The sequence below is a fragment of the Salipiger pentaromativorans genome, assembly GCF_024721115.1.
GTDB lineage: Bacteria > Pseudomonadota > Alphaproteobacteria > Rhodobacterales > Rhodobacteraceae > Salipiger > Salipiger pentaromativorans.
On the sequence record NZ_JAMDHK010000016.1, the window covers coordinates 46,693 to 63,709 of the forward strand.

20 protein-coding genes are annotated in these 17,017 nt (G+C 64.6%); 17 read left to right on the forward strand and 3 right to left on the reverse strand.

Annotated elements, in window-relative coordinates; genetic code table 11:
* The first annotated feature begins 12 nt into the window (after positions 1-12).
* Positions 13-600 carry a riboflavin synthase gene (locus tag M4578_RS20000; RefSeq protein ID WP_258094994.1) on the forward strand — a complete coding sequence of 196 codons (588 nt, stop codon included), beginning with the start codon at positions 13-15 and terminating at the stop codon, positions 598-600.
* A gap of 84 nt (positions 601-684) precedes the next feature.
* On the opposite strand, the gene M4578_RS20005 is transcribed toward M4578_RS20000, so the two are convergent.
* The 3 genes from M4578_RS20005 to M4578_RS20015 all read right to left on the reverse strand — a co-directional run bounded on the left by M4578_RS20005 (position 685) and on the right by M4578_RS20015 (position 2,645).
* Positions 685-1,743, reverse strand: coding sequence for a YeeE/YedE family protein (locus M4578_RS20005; protein ID WP_258094995.1), 1,059 nt, complete (start codon positions 1,741-1,743; stop codon positions 685-687).
* Between the two features lie 147 nt (positions 1,744-1,890).
* Positions 1,891-2,235, reverse strand: coding sequence for an ArsR/SmtB family transcription factor (locus tag M4578_RS20010; protein WP_420854823.1), 345 nt, complete (start codon positions 2,233-2,235; stop codon positions 1,891-1,893).
* Entirely contained in the window at positions 2,235-2,645 is a 411-nt protein-coding gene (locus tag M4578_RS20015) for a thioredoxin family protein (RefSeq protein ID WP_420854824.1), read from the reverse strand. The genes M4578_RS20010 and M4578_RS20015 overlap by 1 nt, the downstream gene beginning before the upstream one ends.
* Positions 2,646-2,719: 74 nt before the next feature.
* On the opposite strand from M4578_RS20015, the gene M4578_RS20020 reads away from it, so the two are divergent.
* The 16 genes from M4578_RS20020 (at position 2,720) to clpX (ending at position 16,977) form a co-directional block, all read left to right on the forward strand.
* The gene (locus M4578_RS20020) at positions 2,720-3,457 is read left to right on the forward strand and encodes a cytochrome c biogenesis CcdA family protein (protein ID WP_258094997.1); all 738 of its coding nucleotides are present in this window, start codon (positions 2,720-2,722) and stop codon (positions 3,455-3,457) included.
* 13 nt (positions 3,458-3,470) lie between these two features.
* Entirely contained in the window at positions 3,471-4,055 is a 585-nt protein-coding gene (locus M4578_RS20025) for a thioredoxin family protein (protein WP_258094998.1), read from the forward strand.
* A 129-nt stretch (positions 4,056-4,184) separates the two neighbouring features.
* The gene (gene soxX, locus M4578_RS20030) at positions 4,185-4,658 is read left to right on the forward strand and encodes a sulfur oxidation c-type cytochrome SoxX (RefSeq protein WP_258094999.1); all 474 of its coding nucleotides are present in this window, start codon (positions 4,185-4,187) and stop codon (positions 4,656-4,658) included.
* A gap of 37 nt (positions 4,659-4,695) precedes the next feature.
* Entirely contained in the window at positions 4,696-5,115 is a 420-nt protein-coding gene (gene soxY / locus M4578_RS20035; RefSeq protein ID WP_258095000.1) for a thiosulfate oxidation carrier protein SoxY, read from the forward strand.
* 33 nt (positions 5,116-5,148) lie between these two features.
* Complete coding sequence (gene soxZ / locus M4578_RS20040) at positions 5,149-5,478, forward strand: thiosulfate oxidation carrier complex protein SoxZ (protein ID WP_258095001.1); 330 nt, start codon at positions 5,149-5,151, stop codon at positions 5,476-5,478.
* Between the two features lie 58 nt (positions 5,479-5,536).
* Positions 5,537-6,391 (forward strand): sulfur oxidation c-type cytochrome SoxA, encoded by an 855-nt coding sequence (soxA, locus tag M4578_RS20045; RefSeq protein ID WP_258095002.1) that lies wholly within the window; start codon positions 5,537-5,539, stop codon positions 6,389-6,391.
* A 99-nt stretch (positions 6,392-6,490) separates the two neighbouring features.
* Positions 6,491-8,188: a thiosulfohydrolase SoxB gene (soxB, locus tag M4578_RS20050; RefSeq protein WP_258095003.1), complete on the forward strand. Its 1,698-nt coding sequence runs from the start codon at positions 6,491-6,493 to the stop codon at positions 8,186-8,188.
* Positions 8,189-8,216: 28 nt separating this feature from the next.
* On the forward strand, positions 8,217-9,494 hold the full coding sequence (gene soxC, locus M4578_RS20055; protein WP_258095004.1) for a sulfite dehydrogenase: 1,278 nt from the start codon (positions 8,217-8,219) through the stop codon (positions 9,492-9,494).
* Positions 9,478-10,692: a c-type cytochrome gene (locus M4578_RS20060; RefSeq protein ID WP_258095005.1), complete on the forward strand. Its 1,215-nt coding sequence runs from the start codon at positions 9,478-9,480 to the stop codon at positions 10,690-10,692. The genes soxC and M4578_RS20060 overlap by 17 nt, the downstream gene beginning before the upstream one ends.
* A 7-nt stretch (positions 10,693-10,699) precedes the next feature.
* Positions 10,700-11,410 (forward strand): c-type cytochrome, encoded by a 711-nt coding sequence (locus M4578_RS20065; protein ID WP_258095006.1) that lies wholly within the window; start codon positions 10,700-10,702, stop codon positions 11,408-11,410.
* A gap of 154 nt (positions 11,411-11,564) precedes the next feature.
* On the forward strand, positions 11,565-11,699 hold the full coding sequence (locus M4578_RS20070; protein WP_258095007.1) for a hypothetical protein: 135 nt from the start codon (positions 11,565-11,567) through the stop codon (positions 11,697-11,699).
* A gap of 149 nt (positions 11,700-11,848) precedes the next feature.
* The gene (locus M4578_RS20075) at positions 11,849-13,111 is read left to right on the forward strand and encodes an NAD(P)/FAD-dependent oxidoreductase (protein ID WP_258095008.1); all 1,263 of its coding nucleotides are present in this window, start codon (positions 11,849-11,851) and stop codon (positions 13,109-13,111) included.
* Between the two features lie 72 nt (positions 13,112-13,183).
* Complete coding sequence (locus M4578_RS20080; protein WP_258095009.1) at positions 13,184-13,804, forward strand: hypothetical protein; 621 nt, start codon at positions 13,184-13,186, stop codon at positions 13,802-13,804.
* Positions 13,805-13,891: 87 nt separating this feature from the next.
* Positions 13,892-14,815, forward strand: a complete 924-nt coding sequence (locus M4578_RS20085; RefSeq protein ID WP_258095010.1) for a cation diffusion facilitator family transporter — start codon at positions 13,892-13,894, stop codon at positions 14,813-14,815.
* 111 nt (positions 14,816-14,926) lie between these two features.
* Positions 14,927-15,559 (forward strand): ATP-dependent Clp protease proteolytic subunit, encoded by a 633-nt coding sequence (locus M4578_RS20090; protein ID WP_258095011.1) that lies wholly within the window; start codon positions 14,927-14,929, stop codon positions 15,557-15,559.
* Between the two features lie 152 nt (positions 15,560-15,711).
* Positions 15,712-16,977 carry an ATP-dependent Clp protease ATP-binding subunit ClpX gene (gene clpX, locus M4578_RS20095; RefSeq protein WP_258095012.1) on the forward strand — a complete coding sequence of 422 codons (1,266 nt, stop codon included), beginning with the start codon at positions 15,712-15,714 and terminating at the stop codon, positions 16,975-16,977.
* The last annotated feature ends 40 nt before the right edge of the window (positions 16,978-17,017 follow it).

The window sequence follows — 17,017 nt, forward strand, 5'->3', positions numbered from 1 at the left end:
AGGAGGTAGCGAATGTTCACCGGCATCGTGACGGATATGGGCGAGGTTCGGAGCCTGACGCAAGCGGGCGACCTGACGGCGCGGATCGGCACCGCCTACGAGACCTCGGAAATCGACCTGGGCGCCTCCATCGCCTGCGACGGGGTCTGCCTGACGGTCGTGGATCTGGGCGAGGACTGGTTCGAGGTGCAGATCAGCGCCGAGACGCTGTCGAAGACCAATCTCGGGACCTGGGCCGAGGGTCGGCGGGTCAATCTGGAGCGAGCGCTGAAAGTGGGCGACGAGCTGGGCGGGCACATCGTCTCGGGCCATGTGGACGGGCTTGCCGAGGTGCTTTCGGTTTCCGACGAGGGCGACAGCACGCGGGTGCAGTTGCGCGCGCCCGAGGAGCTGGCCAGGTTCATTGCGCCCAAGGGCTCGGTGGCGCTGAACGGCACCTCGCTGACGGTGAACGAGGTGCAGGGCCGGGTCTTTGGCGTCAACTTCATCCCGCATACCAAGGAGGTAACCACCTGGGGCGGGGTGACCGTGGGCGACAAGGTCAATCTCGAGATCGACACCATGGCGCGCTATGTGGCGCGGCTGGCGGAGATGTCCTGAGCGGCGCGCGGGCGGCGCGGCTGCTTTTTTGCGTACTTGGAAAGAGAAGAAGGGCAGGGCGCAGGTCTGAGCCCCCGGCCTTGGTTACTCGGCGGGCTGGAAGCCGACGATGAGCTGGCGCAGGCCGAAGGCGGCGCCGGCGAAGATCGCCGCCATGGTGACCGGGGCGGAGAAGGCCAGCACCGAGAAGGCGGAGAGCCCCTGGCCGATGGTGCAGCCCATGGCGAGCACCGCGCCCGCGCCCATCAGTGCCGCGCCGACGATCTGGCGGCGCAGCTCGCGCGGATCCTCGCAGGCCTCCCAGCGGAAATGCCCCTTGAGGAGCGAGCCGAGGAAGGCGCCGGTCCAGACGCCGGCGACCGAGCCCACGGCGAAGGAGAGCGGGCGCACGGAACCGGTCATCCACCACAGGATGGTTTCGCCCAGGGGGGCGGCGAAGCTGTGCGAGACCACGGGCAGCCCTTCGAAACCGGTGCGGGCCACCCAGGCGGTGCCCGCCCAGGCGAGGATCACGCCGAGCCCGACCATGGCGGCCCAGAAGATATGTTTCGGTTTGGCCCAGAGCGGTTTCGAGGCCAGCGAAAAGGCGAGCAGCGCCAGGCCGAGGGCGATGCCGATGGCATTGGCGGAGACGCCGGTCAGCGCGCCGAGCTGGTGGGCGATGCCCGGGGGCGTGGCGGAGATCACCTCCTGCTGCGGGAAGACCATGGCGCGCAGCGGTGCCAGCGGCCCGGCGAGCACCACATAGGTGGAGACGCCCATCACCAGCACGATCACGAAGCTGCGCAGATCGCCGCCGCCCAGCCGCGCGATGGCGCCGTAGCCGCAATTGCCCGCCAGCGCCATGCCGTAGCCGAAGAGCAACCCGCCGAGGACCGAGGCCACGGGCATCCAGCGGATCGAGAGGTAATAGCTGTGCCCGCCGTCGAACAGCCCGGCGGCCATCAGGGAGAAGCTGCCGATGATTGCGGTGCCGATGGCGATGCCCCACATGCGCATCCGCATATCCGACCCGCCGTAGAGCAGGTCTTCGATCGCGCCGAGGGTGCAGAAGCGCCCGAGCCGCGCGGCAAGCCCCAGAAGAATGCCGCTGCCCAGCCCGATCAGGGCGACCAGATGGTGTTCACTCAGCATATCGAGCATGCGCGACCTCTCCCTCACGCGGCCAGGCGCCGTGGCCTTGCACTATGTCGCGACAGGCCGGGTTTCTCAAGGGGAAGCGCAGCGTCAGACGATCACATCTCGCCGATGCTGCGGGCGCGAAGCAGCGGGGCGCGGAGGGGCTTTGCCTCAGTCCTCGTCGCGGCAGAACAGGTCGTAGACGCATTCCAGCATGCGCCTGGGCCGGTGGTCGGCGAGCCGGTAATAGATCGCCTTGCCGTCGCGCCGGGGCACCACGAGACCTTCGAGACGCAGCCGGGAGAGCTGCTGCGAGACGGCCGCCTGACGGGCGGACAGCAGCTCTTCGAGTTCCGTCACGGATTTTTCCCCGGTCACCAGGTGACAGAGGATCATCAGCCGCCCTTCGTGGCTGATCGCTTTCAGAAAGGCCGACGCGGTGGTCGCCTTGTCGACGATGCGGTCGAGCTCGTCCTCGCTCAGATCGTCGTGGATCACGGGAAGCGCCATGTTCATCACCCACCCTCCAGAGTATTCGCCGGCGTTACCATCACCGCTGCCGGGTCGAATTCTGTGTGCTGCTCAAGCATTTGCGAGAGCAATGGCCAAAAGAAATCCTCGCCCGGATACCCCTCGAGCCGGGCAAGCTCCACACCGTCTTCTATCAGAATGAACGTGGGAGTGAACAAGACTTTACGGTTATATGACACACCTTCAGGCGGACCCTGTCGCAAATCTGCACGCAAAAGCGGCGCGAAACGCCCTTCGGCTGTATTGGGATAGGCCGGCGCAATCTCGGCGTTCCACATCGCGCAATAGGCACAGCCCACCTGCTCGACCATGACCAGACGCACGTCCGCCAGCGCGGACCCTGCCAGCAGCAGCACTGAAAGCGCGGCCCCGGCGATGGATTTCATGAATACCATTGCACACCGATTGACGAATGCCGTTCAGTCAACCTAATATGAATATATGAATTATTCAAGGTGAGGGAGGCACCGTGCTGGAGATTTCCTTTGCAGGTGCGGCATTGGCCGGACTGCTCAGCTTTTTCACGCCCTGCATTCTGCCGATGGTACCGTTCTACCTCTGCTACATGGCCGGGATTTCCATGACCGAACTGCGCGACGATTCGGGGCTGGCCCCCGGCGCGCAGAAGCGGCTGGTGCTGTCTGCGGTGTTCTTCGCGGCGGGCGTCACGACGATCTTCGTGCTGCTCGGCATGGGGGCCACCGCGGTGGGGCAGGCCTTTGCCGACTGGAAGCAGCCGCTCTCCTATGTGGCGGCGGCGGTGCTGCTGATCTTCGGGCTGCATTTCCTCGGCGTGATCCGGGTGCCGCTGCTCTACCGCGAGGCGCGGATGGAGTCGAAGGCGGAACCCACGTCGGTGCTGGGCGCCTATGTCATGGGGCTGGCCTTCGGCTTCGGCTGGACGCCCTGCGTCGGCCCGGCGCTGGCCTCGATCCTGATGATCGCTTCCGGCATGGGCGATCTGTCGCGCGGCGGACTGCTGCTGTTCGTCTACGGCGTCGGCATGACCGCGCCCTTCGTGCTTGCGGCGCTGTTCTCGGGGCCGTTCCTGCGCTGGACCGCGCGGCACCGGAGCAAGCTGCAATATGTCGAGAAAGTCATGGGCGCGATGCTGATCCTCTTTGCGGTTCTCATCGCGACTGATAGCGTAAACATCATCGCTCAGTGGATGATCGAGACGTTTCCGAGCTGGTCGTCTCTGAGCTGAGAGGGAGGGAATTATGAAAGCATGGATCGGCGCCGCCTTTGCGGCCGCCCTGGCGCTGCCCGTCTGGGCGGATGTGGCGCCTCTGGGTGACGACGGGCTGTATAAAGAGCCCTGGATGCGCGACACCTTCAAGGATCTGCGCGAGGATCTGGGCGAGGCCAATGCCGAAGGCAAGCGGATGGTGCTGTTCGTCGAGCAACGCGGCTGCATCTACTGCCACAAGATGCATGAGGAGGTCTTCTCGCAGCCCGATATGGCAGCCTATATCGAGGAGAATTTCTTTGTCATTCAGGTGAACCTGCACGGCGACACCGAGATCACCGATTTCGACGGAGAATCGCTGTCCGAGAAGGACGCCGCGGCGAAGTGGCGAGTGCTCTTCACCCCCAACATCATCTTCCTTCCCGAAGAGGTCGCCGAGGGCGCCACGGCCATCGAGTCCGCCGTCGCGGTGATGCCCGGCGCCTTCGGCAAGGGGACCACGCTCGATATGTTCACCTGGGTGAACGAGAAGCGCTACGAACTTGATAACGGGGAGGATTTCCAACGCTACCACGCGCGCCGCATCCAGGAGCGCTCGAACGGCAAGACCGATTGAGCCGGGGCGACGGTGATAATAATTCACTTCTGTGAATTTGTTGTTGCGTGAACGGGCTGCGGTCGACTACGGTATGCCGCAGCTAAGACGAACAGGTCCTCAAGGACCGCAGGAGCCAAGGGAGGGAATATGAGGCTTACTGGTTTGACTGTGGCCGCCGTGCTTGTTGCGGGTGCGGCTTTCGCCAATGTCGTGGCGCCCGACGATGTCACCTTCGGGGAGTATGGTGAGGTCGAGGCCTCGCTGACCGGTGCCCCGGGCGATGTCGACAAGGGGCGCGAGATCTTTTCCGAAAAATCGCTGGGCAACTGCGTGTCGTGCCATCAGGTCGGCGCCCTGCCCGACGTGCCCTTCCAGGGCGAGGTCGGCCCGCTGCTCGACGGGATCGGCGAATACCGGACCCCCGAGGAACTGCGCGGGATCCTGGTCAACGCGAAGAAGACCTTCGATGGCACGGTGATGCCGGCCTTCTACAAGACCAGCGGGTTCATCCGCCCGGGCGACAACTACACCGGCAAGGCGGCGAAAGACCCGATCCAGCCGATCCTGTCGGCCCAGGATGTCGAGGACGTGGTCGCGTTCCTCATGACGCTGAAAGACTGACGCACGCGACCTGAAACTGTTTAGGAGAAACGGAAACATGGAATTCACACGACGTGAAACCCTTGCCGTGGGCGGGGCCGCCGCGCTGGTCGCCATGCTGCCGAAAGGCGCTTACGCCGCCACCACGGACGAATGGATCGCCGAATTCACCGGCGGTGCCGAAATGGCCGATGCGGGCATTGACCTGACCGCGCCGGAAATCGCCGAAAACGGCAACACCGTTCCGATCGAAGTCAGCGCCCCCGGCGCCTCCGAGATCCTGGTGCTTGCCGCCGGCAACCCGACCCCGGGCGTGGCCAAGTTCACCTTCGGTCCGCTGGCCGCCTCGCAATACGCCTCGACCCGCATCCGCCTCGCCGGCACGCAGGACGTGGTCGCTGTGGCCAAGCTCGCCGACGGCTCTTTCGCCAAGGCCAGCAAGACCGTGAAAGTGACCATCGGCGGCTGCGGCGGCTGATCGGCAACAAGATAGGTTTAGGAGACATACAACATGGCAGACGGTGTTAAGCCCCGCGTCAAAGTCCCGAAAAAAGCGTCGGCCGGCGAAGCGGTCACGATCAAGACGCTCATCAGCCACCCGATGGAATCGGGTCAGCGCAAGGACAGCAGCGGCAATGTGATCCCGCGGTCGATCATCAACCGCTTCACCTGCGAGTTCAACGGCCAGAGCGTGATCGACGTGACGCTCGAGCCCGCGATCTCGACCAACCCGTATATCGAATTCGAAGCGACCGTGCCCGAAGCCGGCGCCTTCAAGTTCACCTGGTATGACGACGACGGGTCGGTCTACGAAGACACCAAAGAAATCGCAATCGGCTAAACGGTTGCAGCCCTGCCCCGGTTCCCCGGGGCAGGGTCGTCTCAGGGAGGGAACATATATGAAATTCAAGACGATGACGGCCATGGTCGCCGCTCTGGCCCTGACGGCCCCGATGCTTTCGGCCGGGGGTGCTGACGACGACGAACTGGTCATCAACGGTGATCTGGAGATCACCACCAAGGCTGCCGCGGCGCCGCATCTGGAAGGGCATCTCGACGAGGTCATGTCGGGCTGGCACTTCCGCGACGACGACACCCAGGCCATGGAGATGGACGATTTCGACAATCCCGGCATGATCTTCGTGGATGTCGCGACCGACACCTGGAACACCGTCGAAGGCTCCGAGGGCAAGTCCTGCGCCTCCTGCCATGGCGAGCCCGAGGAAATGGCCGGCGTGCGCGCCGTCTATCCCAAGTGGAACGAAGAGGCCGGCGAGGTCCGCACCCTGCAAATGCAGATGAACGCGTGCCGCACCGAGCGCATGGGCGCCGAGGAGTGGAAATACGACGCCAACGACGCGATCTACATGGAGGCGCTTTTGTCCTCCGTGTCGCGCGGCATGCCGGTCAACGTTGCCATCGACGGCCCCGCCGCCGAGACCTGGGAAAAGGGCAAGGAAATCTACTACACCCGCTACGGGATGCTGGAGCTTTCCTGCGCCAACTGCCACGAGCAGAACTACGGCAACTACATCCGTGCCGACCACCTGTCCCAAGGGCAGGTCAACGCCTTCCCGACATACCGTCTGAAGAACGCCAAGCTGAACGGCACCCATGGCCGTTTCAAGGGCTGCATCCGCGACACGCGCGCGGAAACCTTCAGCCCCGGCTCGCCGGAATTCGTGGCGCTTGAGCTCTATGTCGCCTCGCGCGGCAACGGGCTTGACGTCGAAGGCCCCTCGGTCCGCAACTAACCGGTTCACCCCGTGCGTTTTCACGCGCGGGGTGTCCACGTTCCAACTTATTCACACATGCGCATGTGTGTTGAGAATAGCCAGAGAAAGATCCCTCCCATGATCTCAAGACGCGATTTTCTCCAGGTTTCCATGGCGGCCTCGGCCCTCGTGGGGGCCAGCGGGTTCGGCAACTGGGCGCGGCTTGCCGCGCAGCAAAGCCTCACGCAGGATCAGCTTCTTCAGTTCGACACGTTCGGCAACGTGTCTCTGATCCACGTGACCGACATTCATGCGCAGTTGAAACCGATCTACTTCCGCGAGCCGGAAGTGAACATCGGCGTGGGTGGCAACAAGGGCGCGGTGCCGCATGTGACCGGCGCCGACTTCCGCAAGCTCTATGGGATCGACGACGGCTCTCCCTCCGCCTATGCGTTGACCTACAACGACTTCTCGTCGCTGGCGAAGGGCTATGGCAAGGTCGGCGGTCTCGATCGCGTGGCCACCGTGATCAATGCCATCCGCGCCGACCGCCCCGATGCGATCCTGCTCGACGGCGGCGACACCTGGCACGGCTCGATGACCTGCTACAAGACCGAAGGCCAGGACATGGTCAACGTCATGAACGCGCTCAAGCCCGACGCGATGACCTTCCACTGGGAGTTCACGCTGGGCTCGGAGCGGGTGCAGGAGATCGTCGAGGGGCTGCCTTTCGCCGCGCTCGGCCAGAACATCTTTGACGCCGAGTGGGACGAGCCCGCCGAGCTGTTCAAACCCTATGAGTTCTTCGAGCGGGGCGGGGTGAAGGTGGCGGTGATCGGCCAGGCTTTCCCCTATATGCCCATCGCCAACCCGCGCTGGATGTTCCCGGAATACAGCTTCGGCATCCGTGACGAGCATATGCAGGAGATGGTCGACGAGGTGCGCGGCATGGGCGCCGAGCTGGTGGTCTGCCTGTCACACAACGGCTTCGACGTGGACAAGCAGATGGCGACCAAGGTCACCGGCATCGACGTGATCCTGTCCGGCCACACCCATGACGCGCTGCCCGAGCCGGTGCTGGTGGGCGAGACGATCATCATCGCCTCCGGCTCCAACGGCAAATTCGTCTCCCGCGTCGATCTGGATGTGCGCGACGGCCGCATGATGGGCTTCCGCCACAAGCTGATCCCGATCTTCTCGGACGTGATCGAACCCGACGCCGATGTGGCAGCGCTGATCGACGAACAGCGCGCGCCCTTCAAGGCCGAGCTGGAGGAGGTGGTCGGCACGACCGACGATCTGCTCTATCGCCGGGGCAATTTCAACGGCTCCTGGGACGATCTGATCTGCGACGCGCTCATGTCCGAGCGCGAGGCCGACATCGCCATGTCGCCCGGCGTGCGCTGGGGCCCGTCGCTGCTGCCCGGCGATCCGATCACCCGCGAGGACATCTTCAACGTGACCTCGATGACCTACGGTCAGGCTTACCGCTCGGAAATGACCGGCGAGTTCATCAAGGTGATCCTCGAGGACGTGGCCGACAACATCTTCAACCCCGATCCCTATTACCAGCAGGGCGGGGACATGGTCCGCATCGGCGGCATGGGCTACCGGATCGACATCACCAAGCCGCAGGGCGAGCGCATTTCCAATATGACGCTGCTCAAGTCCGGCGAGGCGATCGACCCGGCCAAGACCTATGTGGTCGCCGGCTGGGCCTCTGTGAACGAGGGCACCGAGGGCCCGCAGATCTGGGATGTGGTGGAGAGCCACGTCAAGAAGCTGGGCACCGTGACCGTGGCGCCCAATACGAGTGTCGAGGTGGTGGGCGCCTGAGCCCCCGCGCATCGAGAGGAGAGAAACCATGACGACTGAAAAGAACGGCATGTCCGCCTCGCGCCGTCAGTTCCTGACGGGCGCGGCGGCAATCGGCGCCGGGACCGTCGCGGCGACGGTGGCCCGTGCGGCAGAGCCCGATCCGCTGATCACCGAGGTGCAGGACTGGGCCAGCAGCTTTGGCGACGGCGTCGATGCCACGCCCTACGGCCTGCCGATCAAATACGAAGATGACGTGATCCGCCGGAACGTGGAATGGCTGACCGCCGACACGATCTCGTCGATCAACTTCACGCCGATCCACGCGCTGGACGGCACGATCACCCCCACCGGCTGCGCCTTCGAGCGGCACCACTCGGGCGCGATCGAGCTGAAGAAGGAAGACTACCGGCTGATGATCAACGGCCTAGTGGAGACGCCGATGGTCTTCTCCTACGAGGACCTGGAGCGCTTCCCGCGCGAGAACCACGTCTATTTCTGCGAATGCGCGGCGAACACCGGCATGGAATGGGCGGGCGCGCAGCTAAACGGCGCGCAGTTCACCCACGGGATGATCCATAACATGGAATACTCGGGCATCCCGGTCCGCACGCTTCTGGCCGAAGCCGGCTGGAACGGCGAGGTCGAGGGCAAGTGGCTTTACGTCGAGGGCGCCGATGCGTCGTCGAACGGCCGCTCGATCCCGCTGGAAAAGGCGCTCGACGACTGTCTGGTCGCGATCAAGGCCAACGGCGAGGCACTCCGCAAGGAGCATGGCTATCCGGCGCGTCTGGTCGTTCCCGGCTGGGAAGGCAATATGTGGGTCAAGTGGATCCGCCGCATGGAGATCACCGACGGCCCCATCGAGAGCCGTGAAGAGACCTCCAAATACACCGACACGCTGGCCGACGGCACGTCGCGCAAGTGGACCTGGGTCATGGACGCCAAGTCGGTCGTCACCTCGCCCAGCCCGCAGATGCCGATCACCCATGGCCACGGCCCGCTGGTCATCACCGGCATTGCCTGGACCGGCCACGGCAAGATCACCCGTGTGGACGTCTCCAAGGACGGCGGCAAGACCTGGGAAACCGCGCGTCTGGCCACCGATGCCGGCGACAAGGCGATGGTCCGCTTCTATCTCGACACCGAGTGGAACGGCGAGGAGATGTTCCTCCAGTCCCGCGCCATGGACGAGACGGGCTATGTCCAGCCGACCAAGGCGCAGCTACGCGAGGTCCGGGGGCTGAACTCGATCTATCACAACAACTGCATCCAGACCTGGTGGGTCAAACCGAACGGGGAGGCCGAAAATGTCGAAGTCTCTTAATCTCTATGCCGGGACGGCTGTCGGCATCGCACTGGTGCTGACCGCATCGGTGAATTTCGCTGACCGCAACGTCGCCAAATGGCCGGAAAGCCCGCGCACCATGGCGGCGCTGCCCGCGCCCGAGCCGGTGGCGCATGCGTCTTCGGGCCTGCTGGTCGGTGCCGCCGAGGCGGCCACCGCCGACGCGGACAAGAAGTTCGGCCTCGGCCGTGCGGCGCTGCCCGAAGAGGTTGCTGCCTGGAACGTGGACGTGAGCCCCGACGGCACCGGTCTTCCGGCCGGCTCCGGCGATGTCTGGACCGGCGAGACCGTGTTCGAAGAGAATTGCGCGGTCTGCCACGGCTCCTTTGCCGAAGGCGTGGACAACTGGCCGAAACTGGCCGGCGGTGACGGCACGCTCGACCACGAGGACCCGCTGAAGACCGTGGGCTCCTACTGGCCGTATCTCTCGACCGTGTGGGATTACGTGCACCGCTCGATGCCCTTCGGCAGCGCGCAGACGCTGTCGCCGGACGAGGTCTATGCGATCGTGGCCTATATTCTCTACTCGAACGATCTCGTGGATGACGATTTCGTTCTGTCGGACGAGAATTTCGCCGAGTTCGAGATGCCCAACAAGGACGGGTTCATCGTCGATGACCGGGCCGAGACCGAATACACGATCTGGAGCGGCGAACCTTGCATGGAGAACTGCAAGGAGAGCGTGGAAATCACCATGCGGGCCACGGTGCTCGACGTGACCCCGGATCACGGTGGCGAGGACGGCATGGCCGAAGAGGCCGCCGCAGCCCCCGCCGAGACGACCGAGGTCGCCGCCGTTGCCGAAGAGGCTGCGCCTGCGGCCGAGGAGGCCCCCGCCGCCGAAGAGATGGCCGCTGCCGCGCCCATCGACGCCGCGCTGGCCGCCGAAGGCGAAAAGGTCTTCCGCAAGTGCAAGGCCTGCCACCAGGTCGGCGACGGTGCCAAGAACCGCACCGGCCCGGTGCTGAACGGCATCGTGGACCGTCCGATCGCGTCGGTCGGCGATTTCAAATATTCCAAGTCGATGGCCGAACATGGCGGCGTCTGGGATGTCGAAACGCTGCACGGCTACCTGGCGGATCCGCGCAACTACATCAAGGGCAACAAGATGTCCTTCGCCGGTCTGAAAAAGCCGGAAGATGTGGATGCGGTGATCGAGTATCTGCGTCAGTTCTAATGATGCCATGAAAGCCCGGCTTCTCGCATTGTGCATCGCGCTGGCCCCGCCAGGGGCCGCGCATGCCGAAGATCAGGCGGAACGCCTCGGAGACGCCGCGCGCGGCGCGGAGATCTTCGGTTTGTGCAAGGGATGCCATCAGATCGGGCCCGGTGCGAGAAATCGCATCGGGCCTCATCTTAACGAGATCTTCGGACGCCGCGCCGGCGCCATCGAGGATTTCTCCTATTCCAAGGCAATGGACCGCGCCTTTTCCGACGGTCTGGTCTGGGATTACGACCGGCTCGACGCCTATCTCGAAAACCCCCGCGCGCTGGTCAGCGGCACCCGCATGTCCTTTCGTGGCCTCGCGAATCCACAGGACCGGCACGACGTGCTGGCCTATCTGCGCGATTTCACCGCCAGCCCGCAGGACATCCCCGAATCCGCCCCGACTGCGTTGCCGCGCGAGGTCGCGCTGCCGCCCGAGGTGCTGGCCATCGTGGGCGATGCGGATTACGGCGCCTATCTCGCCTCGGAATGCCTTACCTGCCATCAGCAGGACGGCTCCGATGCGGGCATTCCCTCGATCACCCGCTGGCCGGTCGAAGATTTTGTGGTGGCGATGCATGCCTACAAACGCAAGCTCCGCCCGCATCCGGTCATGCAGATGATGGCCGGCCGCCTCTCCGACGAGGAGATCGCGGCGCTGGCCGCCTATTTCCGAAATCTCGAATAGGGGAGGTCAGGAATTCCGCAATTGCTCCGTATGAGAGGACAGAGGCAGGATGGCGCGGGGGCCTCGGACCCCCGGCACGGGCCGGTTTTATGGTCCCGCGCGAGATCTGCATTTTCACCGCGCCGGGCGCGGGTCTGTATCGGAGCATTGTACCATGACCTTTCGTGCGAGAATCCTTTGGTTCGCCGGGCTGATCGCCCTGGCCGCCGCCTTCGGGCTTCTGCCCCAGGGCCACGCCGAAGAGCGCGCGCCGAACGCGCTGCCCAAGGCGCCGGCCTTCCGCCTCTAGCGCGCCCTCCCGCCTGTTTCGGTCCGTCGCGTCTGCTGCCTATTCCCGCCACCCCCTGTCTCGCGAGTCCGCCCGATCCGGCGCCCGCGGGCCGGGCTGGCGCCGGTTTCCAAGTTTCGCAACCTGTCCAGCTTAAGGGAGGAATGGACATGAGATGGAACAGACGGGTCTTCATGGGCACAGGCGCGGCGGCTGCCGCCGCGCTTTCGGCACCGATGCTGGGCGCGCAGGGGCGACCGCGTGTCGTGGTGGTGGGCGGCGGCGCGGGCGGCGCCACCGCCGCGCGCTATCTGGCCAAGGACAGCCAGGGCGGGATCGAGGTCATGCTGGTCGAACCGACGCGCAGCTATTACACCTGCTTTTTCTCCAATCTCTATCTCGGCGGGTTCCGCACGCTCGACAGCCTCGCGCATGGCTATGGGACGCTGGCGGCGGGTTACGGGGTTAATGTGGTGCATGACTGGGTGATTGGCGTGGATCGCGACGCCAGAACCGTGCACCTCGCCGGGGGCGCCAGCCTGCCCTATGACAAGCTGGTCCTCAGCCCCGGTATCGACTTTGTCGAGGGGGCCGTTCCGGGCTGGGATCTCAGCGCGCAGGACGTCATGCCGCATGCCTACAAGGCCGGCACCCAGACCGCGCTGCTGAAGGCGCAGATCGAGGCGATGCCTCAGGGCGGCACCTATGTCATGGTGGCACCGCCCAACCCCTACCGCTGCCCGCCGGGCCCCTACGAGCGGATCTCGATGGTGGCGCATCATTTCAAGACCCACAATCCCACCGCCAAGATCCTCATCGCCGATCCCAAGCCGGGCTTTTCCAAACAGGCGCTGTTCGAGGAGGGATGGGAACGGCACTATCAAGGCATGGTCGAACGGCTGGGGCCGGATTTCGGCGGCGGCAATGTCCGCGTCGATCCCGCCGGCATGGAGGTCGATATCGACGGCGAGCTGGTGAAGGCCGACGTGGTCAATGTCATTCCGGCGCAGAAGGCAGGCCATATCTGCGCGGCGGCGGGGTTGACCGAGGGCAACTGGGCGCCGGTGGACGGGCACAGCATGGTCAGCCGCATGGATCCCGACATCCATATCCTGGGCGATGCCTCGGCGCAGGGCGACATGCCGAAATCCGGGTTCTCGGCCAATTCCCAGGCCAAGGTGGCGGCCATGGCGATTCGCGGCGCGCTGACCGGATCGCGCGTGTTCCCGGCGAAATACTCCAACACCTGCTGGTCGCTCATCGCGCCCGAGGATGGGGTCAAGGTCGGGGCGGCCTATGAGCCGACCGAGGAAAAGATCGCCAGCGTGTCGAGCTTCGTCAGCCAGACCGGCGAGGATACCGCCTTGCGCAAGGCGACCTATGAGGAAAGCCTCGGCTGGTACGATGGCATCACCGCCGACATGTTCGGCTGAGATCCGGCGCGGGCGGCGACAGCGCCGCCCGCGTTAACCCGACCTTTCCGGCTCTCGTGCTAGCGCGCTGGCATGACACGGGTTCCGCCTCTCCTTGGCTGGCTTGTGGTGCTGGCCCTTGCCGGTTGCGCGCCGCCGCCGCCGAAACTGCCCCCCACCGCAACCGCGGAGCAGCGCGATGCGCTCACCTGGGCCATCCTGACGCTTGAGCCCGGGGTTGCGCTGCCCGATGCGCGGCGCCTCTCCGATCTGGCCTATGACGTTCCGCGCGCGCTGGCGCGCGACTACGGTCAGCACCTCATGGCCCAGGCCAAACGCCGGGGCATCGCCTTCGACGTCAAGACGCCGGCGCTCTGCCGGGCCTGGGCCGAAGCCTTTGATGCGAAACTCCGGCAAGAGCCGTTCGCACTGCTGGAGAGCCATGTCGTCATATCCACCGGCCGGTTCTATTTCCCGGTGGAACACAGCGCGGTTGTGGTGAGCGCGCGCGGCAAACCGCTGGAAAGCGGTCTGGTGCTGGACGCGTGCCGCCATGAAGGCAGGCTTTATTGGGCGCGGGTGAAAGACGACCGCATGTTCAGGTGGCGTCCGCAGGTCGATGTGCTGGTCGCGCGAACCTGGGGGCGCCGGCCCTGGTATGCGCGTGGCGTGTTCGACGGGCGTCTGGTGCGCCCGGATCCGCTGGCGCCGTGAGGTGTGGGGGTTGACCTTTGCCTGTGCAGACGCACTCTGACAGGAAACGGCCCTGCCGTCCGTCTCCTCCTGCCGACTGTTTCTCCCATGCCGCACGACCATCACCACCATCATCACCATCACGTGGATCCGGATGCCGGCGACGCCCGCCTTGCCGGTGCGATCGCGGTCAATCTTCTGCTGACGGTGGCGCAGGTGGCCGGGGGGATCCTGTCGGGCAGCCTCGCCATGATCGCCGATGCGTTGCACAATTTCTCCGATGCGATTTCGCTGGTGATCGCCGCCGTGGCGCGAAAGATCGCACGCCGCCCGGCCAGTGCCGACATGCCCTTCGGCTATGCCCGCGCCGAGGTGGTGGCGGCGCTGGTCAACTACACCACGCTGATCGTCATCGGGCTCTATCTGGTGATGGAGGCGGTGCTGCGCTTCCTGTCGCCCGAGCCGGTCGAGGGCTGGCTGGTGGTGATCATCGCGGCGCTGGCGCTGGTGGTGGATCTGGTCACCGCGCTGCTCACCTGGACAATGTCCAAGGACAGCGTGAACATCCGTGCGGCGTTTCTGCACAACCTTGCCGATGCGCTCGGATCGGTCGCCGTGATCGTGGCGGGCACGGTGATCCTGCTCTTCGGCTGGACCTGGATCGACCCGCTGGTGACGCTGCTCATCGCCGGCTACATCCTCTGGATGGCGTTTTCCGAGATCGGCGGGGTGATCCGCATCCTCATGCTGGGCAGCCCGCCCGAACTGACGCCCCGCGAGGTGCTCGACGAGGCGCGCAAGGTCGCGGGGGTGGACGGTCTGCACAAGGCGCATCTGTGGCAGATCGACGAGCATCGCGCGGCGCTTCAGGCCCATCTCGTGGTGCGCGAGGGCGCCTGGGGAGAGGCCGACACGATCAAGGCCGCGGTCAAGGATCGCATGAAAGCCCGGTTCGGAATCGCCCATGTGGTGCTTGAGATGGAATGCGCCCAGCACGCCTGTGCGGCCCCTCAGGACTGGGGCGGTGCCTGAGATGCGCCGTGCCAAATCCGCCACGAGCCCTTGCGGCGCCCGGGGCCCGATACTAAGAATCTCTTAACACTGACCGGATAGGCATTTCAGGACAACAGCAGGCAGGCGGATATGAAAGACCCTTTTGACATCTACATGAATACTCTCGTCCCCATGGTGGTCGAGCAGACCAGCCGGGGCGAACGCGCCTACGACATTTTCTCGCGCCTGCTCAAAGAGCGCATCATTTTCGTCTCGGGCCCGGTGCATGACGGCATGTCGAGCCTGATCGTGGCGCAGCTTCTGCACCTCGAGGCCGAGAACCCGGCCAAGGAAATCTCGATGTATATCAACAGCCCCGGTGGTGTTGTGACCTCGGGCCTGTCGATCTACGACACCATGCAGTACATCAAGCCCAAGGTCTCCACCCTGGTGATCGGCCAGGCGGCCTCGATGGGCTCGCTGCTGCTGACGGCGGGCGAGGCCGGCATGCGCTTCTCGCTGCCCAACAGCCGGATCATGGTCCACCAGCCCTCCGGCGGCTACCAGGGCCAGGCGACCGACATCATGATTCATGCCGAGGAAACGCTGAAGCTGAAGCGACGCCTCAATGAAATCTATGTGAAACATACCGGCCAGACGCTCGAAAACGTCGAGGCCGCGCTCGAGCGCGACAATTTCATGTCGCCCGAAGATGCCAAGGCCTGGGGTCTGATCGACGAAATCGTCGAAAGCCGCGGTGCCGCCGAAGAGAGCAAATCGTGATCGGGTGCCCCGCCGTCCGAGGGCGGCGGGGCATTTTTCAGATTGTAGACCGCGGGGCAGTGCCCTAGACTTTGCGGAATTGGCGAAAAAGATGGGCCTGTGGCTGGCAGTCTGGCACAGCCAAAGCGTGAAACGGCCCCGAAAGGTGTGATATGGCGACGAATTCCGGCGGCGACAGCAAGAACACCCTCTACTGTAGCTTTTGCGGCAAGAGCCAGCACGAAGTGCGCAAGCTGATCGCGGGGCCCACCGTCTTCATCTGCGATGAATGCGTCGAGCTCTGCATGGACATCATCCGCGAGGAGACGAAGGGCGCTGGCCTGAAATCCTCCGAAGGGGTGCCCAGCCCGCGCGAGATTTGCGACGTGCTCGACGATTACGTGATCGGCCAGGCGATGGCCAAGCGCGTGCTCTCGGTCGCGGTGCACAACCATTACAAACGTCTGAATCACTCGCAGAAAAGCTCGGACATCGAGCTGGCGAAGTCGAACATCCTGCTGATCGGCCCCACCGGCTGCGGCAAGACGCTGCTGGCGCAGACGCTGGCGCGCATCCTCGATGTGCCCTTCACCATGGCCGACGCCACCACGCTGACCGAGGCCGGCTATGTGGGCGAGGATGTGGAGAACATCATCCTCAAGCTGCTTCAGGCCAGCGAATACAATGTCGAGCGTGCGCAGCGCGGCATCGTCTATATCGACGAGGTCGACAAGATCACCCGCAAGTCGGAAAACCCCTCGATCACCCGCGACGTGTCGGGCGAGGGCGTGCAGCAGGCGCTGCTCAAGCTGATGGAGGGCACCGTTGCTTCGGTGCCGCCGCAGGGCGGGCGCAAGCATCCGCAGCAGGAATTCCTGCAGGTGGACACGACGAACATTCTCTTCATCTGCGGTGGTGCTTTCGCCGGTCTCGACCGGATCATCGCGCAGCGCGGCAAGGGCTCGGCCATGGGCTTTGGCGCCGATGTGCGCGACCCGGACGAGCGTGGCACTGGCGAGATCTTCAAGGATCTGGAGCCCGAGGATCTGCTGAAATTCGGCCTGATCCCGGAATTCGTTGGCCGTCTGCCGGTGATCGCGACGCTGGAGGATCTCGACGAGGACGCGCTGGTCACCATCCTGACCCAGCCCAAGAACGCGCTGGTCAAGCAATATCAGCGGCTCTTCGAGATGGAAGATACCCAGCTCAGCTTCACCGACGATGCGCTGTCGGCCATCGCCAAGCGGGCCATCGAGCGCAAGACCGGTGCCCGCGGGCTGCGGTCGATCCTCGAAGGCATCCTGCTCGACACGATGTTCGAGCTGCCGGGCATGGACGATGTGACCGAGGTGGTGGTGAACGAAGAGGCGGTGACCTCGGAGGCCAAGCCGCTGATGATCTACGCGGACCCCAAGAAAGAGGGCGCGTCGGCGGGCTGAGGCGCGGATAAAAAGGATTTCAAGGCGGGGTTCGGCCCCG